This window comes from Pseudoxanthomonas gei (assembly GCF_010119615.1).
Taxonomy (GTDB): domain Bacteria; phylum Pseudomonadota; class Gammaproteobacteria; order Xanthomonadales; family Xanthomonadaceae; genus Pseudoxanthomonas_A; species Pseudoxanthomonas_A gei.
On the sequence record NZ_QOVG01000002.1, the window covers coordinates 120694 to 133193 of the forward strand.

A 12500-nucleotide genomic window follows, 5' to 3' on the forward strand; every position below is an offset into this window, starting at 1 on the left:
CTCATTGCCGGCGTCGACGTTTCCACCAGCCTGCGGCCGCATCGGCGGCCGCGCGCAACAGCATCACCGCGAAGACCAGGATGGCCACGACCGTACTCAGCAGGGCCAGGGCAATGAATGGCGCCGGGTGCAGGCCCTTGTCACCCTGGCTGGCGACGGCCGCCAGTGCACACAGCAGCGGCAGCACGATGGCCGCTATGAAGAGACGGAACAGGCGTGGATAGGCGATGGTCGGCACCTGGTCATCGTAGCCCTGGCCGGGTGGGGCATGCCTGCTCAAGCGGTTGCCCCGGTCCGCAGCCGCCGCATCGACAGCCCGACCATGCCGACCAGCATTGCGAACAGGATCAATGAAGAACCCAGGGTGCCGAAGTCCAGGCCGCCCTTGTCCAGCGGCTTGGTCAGCAGGTCGCCGAAGGTGGCGCCGAACGGCCGCGTGAGCACGAATGCGATCCAGAACAGGACTACCCGGTTCACCTGCCGGATGCGCGAGGCAAGCGCGGTCAGCAGGATCAGGCTGCCGATCAGCAGCGCGCCACCACCGAAACCCAGTCCCGAATCGTCGGCCAGGAAATCCCCCAGCGCGGTGCCCAGCGTGTTGGAGAACAGCACCGCGGTCCAGTAGAAGGCCTCGGACCGGGGCGAGCGGATGTCGCTGACCGACAGTGTCTTTTCCGACCACTTCCACAGCACCAGCACCAGCGCCAGGCCGCCGGCCAGCAGGCTCGCGCCCAATGCGTAACCCAGCCCGAGCGTGCGGTCGAGGAAGTCCGACAGGGTGGTGCCCGCGGTGCTGGTGGCCAGCACCACCGACCAGAACAGCAGTGGATGGAAGCGGCGCGCGCGCAGTTGCAACGCAAGCAGGCCCAGGAACGCGCTGAACAGGACAGCCGAGCTGAGCAGGTAGCCCAGTTGCAGGGTCATGGACAACAGGTCGCCCGCGGTTTCGCCCAGCGTGGTGGCTGCAATTTTCATCACCCAGAAGCCCAGGCCCACGGCCGCCACCTTGCTGCCCGTCACCGCCACGCTGGAAGCCTGCATCGCCGCACCTCCTCAGGAATCGAGTGCGATCGTGGTCAAGCGCCAGTCGGAAACAGGTCGTAGCGGTGTTTGCAGCGAGTTAAGCCACCGGCATCGGTTCAGCCGCCGGCGTGGCCGGCCCCAGGGAATGTTGTCTAGAAGCCGCTGGCTGAAGGTCGTTGGCTAGAGGCCGTAGGACAAGGTCAGGAAGGGCAGCAGCACGACCCTGGCTTCCTGCAGCCAGCGGAACAGTGGCAAGGAGGCCGAACTGATCGCGCGCGCCATGGTGGAGCCGTCGCGGACGTAGGTGTGGTTGTTCCTGACCAGCAGGCCCTGCTCCAGCTCCGCACCGGTTGCACGTATGTCCTGGCCGTCGAAGGGCCCGTCGCGCAACATCACCATGACACGGCAATCGGGTTGCGCTGCTGCGGGAACGGCGGGCCGCGATGGAACCATTTCCTGTTGCTCCTGTTTTTCCTGATTGTAGGCTGCAACGCCAGCGCCTGCCGTGGCGGGTATGCTGCGGCGACAGGCCAACCCGCCTGTTCCTCTCCTCAGGCATCGGTGCTGCAGACCATGGCCACTTCCAGTTCCTGGTTCTTCTGGGCCGCGTTGTCAGCCTGCTTCGCGGCGCTCACGGCGATATTGGCCAAGCTGGGGATCCAGGGCGTGGATTCGGACTTCGCCACGCTGTTCCGCACGGTCATCATCGTATTCGTGCTGGCCGCGTTCGTGTCGCTGGCGGGCAAGTGGACCGACCCGCGCCTGCTTTCGCCGCGCAAGGTGCTGTTCCTCAGTCTGTCGGCGCTGGCAACGGGCGCCTCCTGGGTCTGCTATTTCCGCGCATTGCAGGTCGGCGCCGCCTCGCAGGTGGCGCCGGTGGACAAGTTCAGCCTGGTGCTGGTGGCGGTCTTCGCCTACGCCTTCCTGGGCGAGCGTCCCTCATGGCGCGAATGGCTGGGCATCGGCCTGGTCGCCGTCGGCGTGGTGGTGATTGCGCTGGCCGGCAAGCGCGCGACCGGCGCCTGATACTGCATCGGCCCGTATCGCCTCAGCCGCCTCGTTTGCGGCCAACCAGTGGGCTGAAAAGCATCATTGCGATTCGACGCACACGATGCGTAGACGCACTACTGCTGGCTGTCGAGGAAACGCATGGCGTCGTCGAACAATTTGGCCATGCTCAGCATGGCCAGCGCCGAACCCAGCCCGAACCAGAACAGCATGCCCGCGCACACGCCCGCGTAGTGTGGCGAAGCGCAATACCGCTCGGGCTCATAGACATGACCCAGGCCCATGACGAAACTGCCGCCGGCCATGATCACCAGCGCCAGCAGTCCGAACCACGCCACGGGAAAGGGCTTCTTCACGGCAAAAAGGGTCGCGCAATCGCGACAGCCGGAAAGAGAACCCAATCCCAGAACCGCGCATGCCGCTCATACGGTGGGCGCCCCCCATTGCTGCATCCCCGGATACCGGTACCAGGTGAGCCAAGCCATCCGGCTGGCTAGTTCCTCCGCTTGACCCCCGGCACCGCCAGCTCCACCAGCTCGGCGGTCCAGTCCTCCACGAAAGCCTGGCAGCGCTCGGCGATGTATTCGCTCTGCCGCGCATACGCCGGCACGACCGGGCCGGCGGTGGAATTTTCCAGGGCTTCGCGCCACGCCTTCAGCAGTTCGTTGGAATCGCGGTGCGTTTGCGCCAACGCGCGCAGCGCGGCACGCAGCACGTAGACCTGGGCCTGCAGGTCGCAGATGATTTCTTCGGTGGTCTTGTCCATGCGCCTTACCCTCCGGTCATGCGCGTGTGGTTGTCGCATGTGGTTGTAATGCTGCCAGTGCAGCCGCCCGGCATGGCCGGGCGGCTTGCGGACCTCCAGTGCACTCGCTTGATCGAGGGCAGTCCTGGCCTCAGGAATTCAACGTGCTGCCAACCTGGATGCGGCGCGGCGTGGTTTCCGGCCGCTTGGGAATGACGATCTCCAGCACGCCATTGCGGCCCGAGGCGGTGATGCCTTCGGGGTTGGCGCTGTCGGGCAGGGCGAAGCGGCGATGGAAGAGTCCGTGGCGGCGTTCAACACGCGAAAAGCTGGTGCCTTCGCTGCGGGTTTCCAGGGTGCGCTCGCCCTTGATGGCCAGCATGCCCTTGTCCATCTGCACTTCGATGTCGCCGGGCTCGACGCCGGGAATATCGGCCAACAGGATGAAGCGGTCGGCTTCTTCCTTGATATCCACGTGTGGCGTCCACTGGCTGGTCACCACATTGGAATCCTCGTTGCCGCCCTGCTGCATGCCGCCGTCGAACAGGCGGTCGAACAGCTGCCGGAGCGGGTCCTGGAGAGTGTTCTGATTCAGCCAGCTGGACTGGCTGACCATAGGCTTGGTCATGGCGAGTCTCCTTTGAATTGTGTATGGGTCTCGGGTGGCACGGCGGGTGCCACAACGCGGAAAATAGTTCGCACCAGGCAGGTTTCAAGTGCGCCCGGGCAGCTTCGATTCAGGCCTTGTTTAGCACTGCGCCAGCGTGCCGGTGACGTCGAAAATTGGCACTACGCGGCCAGTGTTGCGGCCCGGCGGCGCCTTCGTCCGGAGCTTCGCGTACCGCCGAGGCTGAGTTCAATGTTACCGGGGTCGAGTGCAAGGTCGCGGAGCCTGATCACAGGCTTCCGGAGGCTGAGTGCAAGGTCGGGAGGCTGATCGCAGGGTTCCAGAGGCTGAGCGCAAGGTCGGCAAGGCTGAGCGCAGGGTTCCAGAGGCTGAGCGCAGGGTCGGCGAGGCTGATCACAGGGTTCCAGAGGCTGAGCGCAGGGTCGGCGAGGCTGATCGCAGGGTTCCAGAGGCTGAGCACAGGGTCGGCGAGGCTGATCGCACGGTTCCGGAGCCTGGTCGCAAGGTCAGCTAGGCTGCTCACAGCCCACGTAGGGCGGGTCTTGACCCGCCATCCGGAGCCTCGCGGACCGCACCGGCGCTGGATCCAAGCGGCAACCGCCCGCCGCGGCAATGGCGTCCCTGCAAGGGGGGATCAAGGCCCGCCTGCCGACGATTCACTCTTCGCGCTTGGCTGGACTCAATTCCGCAAACAGGCTGGCCATCACTGCACGGGTGGCCTTGTCACCGCCCATGTCCTCGGTGGCGTTGGCCACCACCAGTACGCCGGTATCTGCTTTCGGGAACAGCACCGCCCACGCCAGCCAGTTGCCGTCGGAACCGCCATGCACCAGCACCGGCCCGGCGCGGCCGGCAATCGACGCCTGCACGCCCCAGTCCATGCCGCTGGGACTGCCGGGCTGGGCGGTCTGCATCAGCGCGTACGAGGCCGGCTTCAGCAACTTGCCGTCGCCGCGGCTGCCAGCCAGCTGGTCCAGGCAGAACTTCGCCCAGTCCTGCAGGGTCATGTGCAGGTTGCCGGCGGCGGTGTAGACCATCGGCACGCCGTCGTCTGATTTTGTCATCGGCGCGGTGACCGGCTTGCCGGCGCGATGGCCGCGCGGCTGGCCGTCAACGGTCGGGCCGAAGCCGGCGCTGGCCATGCCCAGCGGCTGGAACACCTCGCGGCGCATCAGCTCCTCGAAATCGGCGCCGGCCGCGCGCTCGGCGATGACCGCGGCAATCAGGAAGCCTGTATTGCAGTAGACGAACGCGGTGCCGGGCGCGGCGACGGGCGCTTCCTTCAATGCCGCGCTGACCAGTGCCAGGCGTTGCACCGGCAGGGGTCGGGCATCGGTGAAGAAGCCGTCCAGCAGCTTCACGTCGCCGATGTTCTCCGGCAGGCCCGAATGGTGCGACAGCAACTGCACCAGGGTCACCGCACGATATTCAGCACGCATGGAACCGGCCAGCTCGGGCAGCATCTGCGCCAGCGGCGCATCCCATGACAGCACGCCGCGATCCACCAGTTTCGCGACCAGGGCTACGGTCATCGGCTTGGCGGTCGAGCCGATCAGCCACACGTCCGCGCTGCGCACTACCTCGGCTTGGTCGTTGCGACGCACGCCGCGCACGGCCTGTGCCATGACCTTGCCGTCGCGCATCACCAGCGCACCCAGCGCCGGCGTCCGCGTGCCTTCCATGGCCTGCTTGAGCACGGCGTCGAGGTCCAGCGTCGCCGGCGCCTGCGCACCTGGCGCATCGGCGGCCCGCGCCGCGTGTGCCTGCAGCAAGAACAGGGGCGCCAGCATCAGCGAGAGGAACAGGCGGCGCTTGAAATGCTTCAAGGTGATTCCCGTGGAAGTCGTTCGCACAGTGGGCACGACGTCGACGCGGCTGTCGAGTGCCAGATGGAGGGAGTCATGCGCCGCGCCCACCCCTGCCGCAGTGACACTGACCCAGTTATCCGGGCTACTCGTTGACTTGCCGGCAACCAGCGGGAAGCTAGGGCAAGACTGAGGGCCCACCCGTGCAACCCGGCTGGCCCGGGCTACGGTGTCTGCGCTACGGGCGGCAGCAGGCCGCCTGCTTCGGGTTCGCTGCGGTGCCGCCCTTGCACACGCTTGCGCAGGTGCTGGAAATAGTCGTCGGCAAACTTCAACGGCAACGCCAGGACCAATGTAGCGAGGAGCTGCAGGGCCACCATGCCGCGTGGGGTGAAGTCGGTCACCCCCATGGCGCGCAGGTGGTCGAAGAAATAGAGCACGCAGACATGGCTCAGGAAGACAGGATAGGACAGGCTGCCCAGCAGGTTGTCCAGGTCCCTTTGCGGTGGTTTTGCCCTGCCCAGCACCACCAATGCGATCGATCCAAGCGCAAGACCGGTAAGCGCCTCGAACGAGTACGGCGCGTCGATGTCCTTGTTGGAGAACGACAGTAGTGCCAGGTGCATGCAGGCGACACCGACAATGGCCCCCAGCACGCGCCGCTCGGCCGGCTTCCCCGACACGTCGTGCAGGATCGAGCCCACGATGAAGAAGAACAGCGTGCCCGGTAGGTATTTGTAGCCCCACAGCACGGCGTCAAGGTGGCCAAGGGATGCCGCGACGAACACTGCGTAGCTCAGCGGCAGCAGCGCGTATTTCAACCATTTGAAGCGCACCAGGAACGGCAGCAGCAGGTAGAACTGCACCTCGGTCCCCAGCGACCAGGTTGCCGGATTCATGATGGTGGGGTGCACGTTGAGACCGAACATGGTCAGGTTGACGAACATGGACTTGCCGTCCAGGTACAGCACGCCGTAACCGGTGGCCCGGACCAGCAGGTAGATCATCAGCAGCGAAAGCAGGTAAAGGGGGTAAATGCGGAACGCGCGGTCGATGTAGAAACTGCCGATGTTTGCCAGCCGCCCCTCGAAATTGGCCTTGAAGGAATAAGTCATCACGTAGCCTGCGATGAGGTAGAACCCCATGACCGCCATCGAGCCGAAGTGGAAATCGGGGGTCAAACCCATGTGACTGAAAGCCACCAGAAGGGCAAGCAGGAAACGAAGAGATCCGAGCATGGCGGGTCCAAGCAGGCGCAAACGGCCATGTTACTGGAGGTTCAAGCGGCGCGCGGGTTCATACGAGAAGCCCGGCTGGGACCAGGGGCCGTGTCCGGGGAGCGTGGAGTTTCCGGGTAACGCACGCGGGTGTACATCGCTGGCCGGGGCTACGCAGGCTTGCGGGCGCCGCCAACCGGCAGGTTGGCCACGCGCCGCATTTCCGCGGTGGCCAGCACCGCGGGATCGGCCAGGTAGGATTTCAGCAGGTCGGTCGCCTTCGCGCCCCAGAACAGCTGCTGGTCGACGACGTGCGTAGGGACGCCGAAGACCCCGCAGGCCAAGGCGTCCTGCGTCTCCCGCCGCAGCCTGTCCTTCACCTCCACCGAAGCAAGCCGCGCAGTATCCACGCCGAGCGATTGCGCGAGGCCCGCGACCAGCGCCGCATCGGCCGGATCGGCGCCCGTCGTCCACAGCGCCCGGTAAATGAGGCCGATGGCTTCAGGCGTGTTGCCGGCGGCAATGGCAAGCCGCAGATAGGGCAGGGGATTGAACGGATGCGCGGCAGGAAACCGGAACGGGATATCGTTCCGGGCCGCCCACCAGGTGCACCAGCGGTAGGTCCACACGCGTTTCGACGGGATTTCCGCAGGGCCTTTCTGCCCGTGCTGCCGGAGCAGCTCGGCGAACAGGACGGGGTGGTAGTCGATGCGCAGGTCGCCGAGTTCCCGCAGGCGCAGGAAGCCGAAGTAGGAATAGGGGGAAACGAAATCGAAGTACCAGTCGGAGCGGCGCATAGGGGATTGGATCCTCGTATCAGTTGGTGGCAGGTAGCCCGGGTAAACGAAGCGCACCCGGGGAGCGTGGAGGATCCGGGTGAGGCGCCCCCGGGTGCGCTTCGCTTACCCGGGCTACGTCGTCATGTCACTTCGCCGTTGCCGAACACGAGGGTCGCTTCCACCGCGCGCTTCCAGCCCGCATACAACTTCTCCCGGCGTTCGCTCACCATCTCCGGCACAAAGCTGCGCTCCACTTTCCGCTGCCGGGCGATCTGCTCACGGCTTTCCCAGAAGCCCACTGCCAAGCCGGCCAGGTAGGCCGCGCCCAGCGCGGTCGATTCCTTCACCGAGGGCCGCTCCACCGCGATATCGAGGATGTCCGCCTGGAACTGCGCGGTGAAATCATTGGCGATCGCGCCGCCGTCCACCCGCAGCGCTTTCAGGGTCAGGCCCGCATCCACCTGCATCGCCGTGAGCACGTCGCGGGTCTGGTAGGCCAGCGACTCCAGCACCGCGCGGATGAAATGCTCCTTGGTGGTGCCGCGGGTCAGGCCGAACATCGAGCCGCGCACGTCGCTGCGCCAGTAGGGCGCGCCCAGGCCCACGAAGGCCGGCACGAAGTAGACGCCGTCCGAGGACAGCGCGCGTTCCGCGTAGGCCTGCGAATCGCCGGCCTTGCCCAGCATGCGCAGGCCGTCGCGCAGCCACTGGATGGCCGAGCCGGCCGCGAACACGCTGCCTTCCAGCGCGTATTCCACTTCACCATCGATGCTCCAGGCAATGGTGGTCAGCAAACCATTGTTGGACTGCACCGCCTTCGCGCCGGTATTCATCAGCAGGAAGCAGCCGGTGCCGTAGGTGTTCTTGGCCATGCCCGGCTCGAAGCAGGCATGCCCGAACAGCGCCGCCTGCTGGTCGCCGGCAATGCCGCTGATGGGGATGCGATGGCCGAACACCGACTGCGCGCTGGTGTGAGCGTACACCGTGCTGCTGTCGCGCACCTGCGGCAGCATCGCCGCCGGCACGTCCAGCATGCGCAGCAGGTCCGGGCACCACCGGCGCCTGTGGATGTCGTACATCAGCGTGCGTGAGGCATTGCTGACGTCGGTGGCGTGGGTATGATCTTCGGACAGGTTCCACAGCAGCCAGCTGTCGATGGTGCCGAACAGCAGCTCGCCGCGTTCGGCGCGCGCGCGCGCGCCGGGCACGTGGTCCAGGATCCACTTGACCTTGGTGCCGCTGAAATAGGCGTCGATCAGGAGGCCGGTGCGCTCGCGCACCAGTTGTGCATGGCCGTCGGCCTTGAGCTGCTCGCAGATACCCGCGGTCTGCCGCGATTGCCAGACGATGGCGTTGTGGATGGCTTGTCCGGTGTGCCGGTCCCACACCACGGTGGTCTCGCGCTGGTTGGTGATGCCGATGCCGGCGATCTGCGCGGCGCTGACCCGGGCGCGCGTCATGGCTTCCACGATCGTGCTCTGCACGCTGCCCAGGATCTCGCGCGGGTCCTGTTCCACCCAGCCGGGTTGCGGGAACAACTGCTCGAATTCGCGCTGGGCCATGCCCACCACCGCGCCGCTGCGGTCGAAGATCATCGCCCGCGAACTGGTGGTGCCCTGGTCGATGGCGAGGAGGTAGGGTTTTTCCATGTGCCGCGGCGCCCAGCAGGAGATGCCCGGATATTAGCCGAGCACGCATACCCCTGTAGGAGCGACGCCAGTCGCGAAGCCCTCAGCCTCGCAGTGATCGACAGACTCCGGATCCGGGATTGCCGGGAGCTTCGCGACTGGCGTCGCTCCTACAGGACCCCGTTAATCGTTTGGCGCGAGGGAGCGATGCGAGTCGCGAAGCCCTCGGCCTGGCAGTCTTGGCGCGAGCTTGTGTAGGAGCGACGCGAGTCGCGAAGCCCTCAGCCTCGCAGTGATCGACAGACTCCGGACCCGGGATTGCCGGGAGCTTCGCGACTTGCGTCGCTCCTACAGGTCAATTGCTCAGTCGCGCAGTTCGGCCACGTAGCAATGCGCCTGCATCTGTTCGATGACGGCGTTGGCGGCTTCGGTGGTGGACAGGCTGCGGCCGTTGCCGGACAGGTCGGCGGTGAAGGCGTGGGCGTTGAGCGCGCCGTCGACCGAGCGCTCGATGCAGTCGGCTTCGTCGAACAGGCCCAGCGAATGACGCAGCAGCATCGCCGCGCTGAGGATGGTCGCGTAGGGATTGGCGATGCCCTTGCCGGCGATATCCGGCGCCGAGCCGTGGATGGGCTCGTACACGCCGGCCTTGCCATCGCCCAGCGAAGCCGAGGGCAGCAGGCCCAGCGAACCGGCCAGCATCGAGGCCTCGTCGGTGAGGATGTCACCGAACATGTTCTCGGTGACGATCACGTCGTACTCGCGCGGATGCGCCAGCAGGTGCATGGCCATCGCATCGACCAGCACGTGTTCCAGGCGCACGTCGGCGAACTCGTCGCGGCCCAGGCGGGTGGTGACATCGCGCCACAGCCGCGAGGTTTCCAGCACGTTGGCCTTGTCCACCGAGACCACGTAGCCCCGACGCTGGCGCGCCAGCTTGAACGCGCTGCGGACCACGCGTTCGATCTCGACCACGCTGTAGGTGCACAGATCACTGGCGCTGTCGGCGCTGCGGGTCTTCTCGCCGAAGTAGATGCCGCCGGTCAGTTCGCGCACCACCATGATGTCCACACCGGTGAGCAGATGCGGCTTGATCGGCGAGGCGTTCAACGCGGCCGGATGCGGGCGCACCGGGCGCAGGTTCGCGTACAGGCCCATGCCCTTGCGCAGGGCGAGCAGGCCCTGTTCGGGGCGCACTTTCGAGTTGGGATCGGACCACTTCGGTCCGCCGACGGCCCCCAGCAGCACCGCGTCGGCGGCCTTGCACGCGGCCAGGGTGGCGGCGGGCAGCGGTTCGCCGGTGTTGTCGATGGCGATGCCGCCGATGTCGTGCTCGCTGAAATTGAACTGGTGGCCGTAGCGGCGCGCCACGGTCTTCAATACCGACAGCGCGGCGGCGGTCACTTCCGGACCGATGCCGTCGCCGGGCAGGACTGCGATGTCAGCTTGCATGGGAATGTTCCTCGTACTTTGAGATCTGCGGGTCGCGCAGCAACAGGTAGCCCAGCTCGTCCACGCCTTCCATCAGGCAGGTGCGGGCGAAGGCGTCGAGCGGGAAAGGGTGGACGTCGCCATTCGGCGTGCGCAGCTCGCGCGCTTCGATGTCGACGGTCAGTTCGTCATCGGGGTGCTGCATCAGCGCCTGCACGATGGTTTCGTCAAGCAAGATCGGCAGCAGGCCGTTTTTCAGCGAATTGTTGCGGAAGATGTCGGCGATCTGGCTGCTGACGATCGCGCGCAGTCCCAGGTCGACCAGCGCCCACGGCGCATGCTCGCGCGAGGAGCCACAGCCGAAGTTGGCCCCAGCCAGCAGGATCTGGCGACCTGCATTCTGTGGCTGGTTGAAGGCGAACTCCGGGTTCGGTGACCCATCGGCCTGCCAGCGCCAGTCGTTGAACGCGTGCTTGCCCAGGCCGGCGCGTTCGGTGGTGGACAGGAAACGCGCGGGGATGATCTGGTCGGTGTCGATGTTGCCCTGGGGCAGCACCACGCTGCGCGAGGTGAGGGCGGCGAAGGCGGTCATGCGGGCGTGTTCCAGGAAGTGATCGAAACAATTGTGGGAGGGGCTTCAGCCCCGACGGCTTTCCGCGAAGTGCGTCGGGGCCGAAGCCCCTCCCACAACAGCGGGGATTGGGCGGCAGGCATCATCACGCGACCTCTTCCACGAACAGCTCCCTGGGATCAGCCACCTTCCCATTTACCGCCGCCCACGCCGCCGTCATCGGCGATGCGAGAAGCGTGCGCGACCCCGGTCCCTGGCGCCCTTCGAAATTGCGGTTGCTGGTGCTGACCGCCAGCTGGCCGGGTGCGACCAGGTCACCGTTCATGGCGATGCACATCGAACAGCCCGGCTCGCGCCATTCGGCGCCGGCGGCGCGGACGATGGCGTCGATGCCTTCGGCTTCGGCCTGGCGCTTGACCAGTTCCGAACCTGGCACCACCAGCATGCGCACGCGCGGGTCGATGCGGCGCTGGCGCAGCACCTGCGCCACTTCGCGCATGTCGCTGAGGCGGCCATTGGTGCAGGAGCCGACGAAGACCACGTCCACGGGCGTGCCCTCCAGCGAATGGCCGGCATCGAAGTGCATGTAGTCCAGCGACTTCTGCGCGGCGCCATCCTTCGCCGCCGGAATTTCCCTGTCAACGGCAATGGCCGTGCCCGGATGCGTGCCCCAGGTCAGGGTGGGGCGGATGTCGCGCGCGTCGATCACCACTTCCTGGTCGAAGCGCGCGCCTTCGTCGCTGCTGAACTGCGACCAGCGCGCCCGGGCTTCCTCGAACGCCTGCCCTTGAGGCGCACGCGGTGTCTGCGCCATCCAGGCAAAGGTCACCTCGTCAGGCGCCACCATGCCGGCGCGCGCGCCGGCTTCGATCGACATGTTGCACAGGGTCATGCGCTGTTCCATGTCCATCGCGCGGATAGTGGAACCGCGGTACTCGAGCACGTGGCCGGTGCCGCCGTTGACCCCGATCACGCCGATGATGTGCAGGATCACGTCCTTGGCGCCGACGCCTTTGGCCAGCGGACCCTCGACGGTGATCGCCATGGTCTTCGCTTTCCGCTGCAGCAGGCATTGCGTGGCCAGCACGTGGCCGACCTCGCTGGTGCCGATACCGAAGGCCAGCGCGCCGAACGCGCCGTGGGTGGAAGTATGGCTGTCGCCGCAGACGATGGTCATGCCGGGCTGGGTCAGGCCCAGTTCCGGCGCGATCACGTGGACGATGCCGCGCTGGGGCGACTGCATATCAAACAGTTCGATGCCGTACTGGTTGCAATTCGCGGCCAGGGTATCGACCTGGGTTTCCGACGCCTGCGTGTAGTAATGGAACTTGCCGTCCGCATCGGCGGGCGTGGTCGGGGTGGAATGATCCATGGTCGCCTTGGTCCGGTCGGGCCGGCGCGGCGCGATGCCGCGCGCACGCAACTCGGTGAAGGCCTGCGGCGAGGTCACTTCATGGATCAGGTGCAGGTCGACATACAGCACCGCGGGCGCGGCGTCGGTTTCGGGCACCACCACATGGGCGTCCCAGAGTTTGTCGAAGAGGGTGCGGGGGGCGGAGCTCATGCGGTTGATTTCATCCGGATCGTTAGGGTTCGACTTAAAAACGTAGAAAATAGAAAACGTCATCCCGGCGAAGGCCGGGACCCAGCGGTCAGCATCTGATT

14 protein-coding genes are annotated in these 12500 nt (G+C 66.1%); 1 reads left to right on the forward strand and 13 read right to left on the reverse strand.

Annotation, left to right across the window (positions count from 1 at the left end; all coding sequences use genetic code 11):
• Position 1: 1 nt before the first annotated feature.
• The 3 genes from DT603_RS03525 to DT603_RS03535 form a co-directional block, all read right to left on the reverse strand.
• Positions 2 to 280 (reverse strand): hypothetical protein, encoded by a 279-nt coding sequence (locus DT603_RS03525; RefSeq protein ID WP_162348476.1) that lies wholly within the window; start codon positions 278 to 280, stop codon positions 2 to 4.
• On the reverse strand, positions 277 to 1041 hold the full coding sequence (locus DT603_RS03530; RefSeq protein ID WP_162348477.1) for a COG4705 family protein: 765 nt from the start codon (positions 1039 to 1041) through the stop codon (positions 277 to 279). The genes DT603_RS03525 and DT603_RS03530 overlap by 4 nt, the downstream gene beginning before the upstream one ends.
• 162 nt (positions 1042 to 1203) lie before the next feature.
• The gene (locus DT603_RS03535; protein ID WP_162348478.1) at positions 1204 to 1476 is read right to left on the reverse strand and encodes a hypothetical protein; all 273 of its coding nucleotides are present in this window, start codon (positions 1474 to 1476) and stop codon (positions 1204 to 1206) included.
• 120 nt (positions 1477 to 1596) lie between these two features.
• On the opposite strand from DT603_RS03535, the gene DT603_RS03540 reads away from it, so the two are divergent.
• Positions 1597 to 2049 carry an EamA family transporter gene (locus tag DT603_RS03540; protein ID WP_162348479.1) on the forward strand — a complete coding sequence of 151 codons (453 nt, stop codon included), beginning with the start codon at positions 1597 to 1599 and terminating at the stop codon, positions 2047 to 2049.
• A 98-nt stretch (positions 2050 to 2147) separates the two neighbouring features.
• Here DT603_RS03540 and DT603_RS03545 read toward each other — a convergent pair whose 3' ends face one another.
• From DT603_RS03545 to leuC, 10 genes are all read right to left on the reverse strand, one after another.
• Entirely contained in the window at positions 2148 to 2387 is a 240-nt protein-coding gene (locus DT603_RS03545; RefSeq protein WP_162348480.1) for a hypothetical protein, read from the reverse strand.
• A gap of 137 nt (positions 2388 to 2524) precedes the next feature.
• A complete protein-coding gene (locus DT603_RS03550) occupies positions 2525 to 2797 on the reverse strand; it encodes a hypothetical protein (RefSeq protein ID WP_162348481.1) in 273 nt (90 codons plus the stop codon).
• Between the two features lie 130 nt (positions 2798 to 2927).
• Positions 2928 to 3392, reverse strand: a complete 465-nt coding sequence (locus DT603_RS03555) for an Hsp20/alpha crystallin family protein (protein WP_162348751.1) — start codon at positions 3390 to 3392, stop codon at positions 2928 to 2930.
• Positions 3393 to 4060: 668 nt separating this feature from the next.
• Positions 4061 to 5230: a serine hydrolase domain-containing protein gene (locus DT603_RS03560; protein ID WP_162348482.1), complete on the reverse strand. Its 1170-nt coding sequence runs from the start codon at positions 5228 to 5230 to the stop codon at positions 4061 to 4063.
• Positions 5231 to 5433: 203 nt separating this feature from the next.
• Positions 5434 to 6447, reverse strand: coding sequence for an acyltransferase family protein (locus DT603_RS03565; protein ID WP_162348483.1), 1014 nt, complete (start codon positions 6445 to 6447; stop codon positions 5434 to 5436).
• A gap of 149 nt (positions 6448 to 6596) precedes the next feature.
• On the reverse strand, positions 6597 to 7223 hold the full coding sequence (locus DT603_RS03570) for a 2-hydroxychromene-2-carboxylate isomerase (RefSeq protein ID WP_162348484.1): 627 nt from the start codon (positions 7221 to 7223) through the stop codon (positions 6597 to 6599).
• A 122-nt stretch (positions 7224 to 7345) separates the two neighbouring features.
• Positions 7346 to 8854, reverse strand: coding sequence for a glycerol kinase GlpK (gene glpK / locus DT603_RS03575; RefSeq protein ID WP_162348485.1), 1509 nt, complete (start codon positions 8852 to 8854; stop codon positions 7346 to 7348).
• Between the two features lie 342 nt (positions 8855 to 9196).
• On the reverse strand, positions 9197 to 10285 hold the full coding sequence (gene leuB, locus DT603_RS03580; RefSeq protein WP_162348486.1) for a 3-isopropylmalate dehydrogenase: 1089 nt from the start codon (positions 10283 to 10285) through the stop codon (positions 9197 to 9199).
• Positions 10275 to 10856 (reverse strand): 3-isopropylmalate dehydratase small subunit, encoded by a 582-nt coding sequence (leuD, locus tag DT603_RS03585; RefSeq protein WP_162348487.1) that lies wholly within the window; start codon positions 10854 to 10856, stop codon positions 10275 to 10277. Before leuD ends, leuB begins: the two co-directional genes overlap by 11 nt.
• A 124-nt stretch (positions 10857 to 10980) precedes the next feature.
• Complete coding sequence (gene leuC, locus DT603_RS03590) at positions 10981 to 12399, reverse strand: 3-isopropylmalate dehydratase large subunit (protein ID WP_162348488.1); 1419 nt, start codon at positions 12397 to 12399, stop codon at positions 10981 to 10983.
• Between the last annotated feature and the right edge of the window lie 101 nt (positions 12400 to 12500).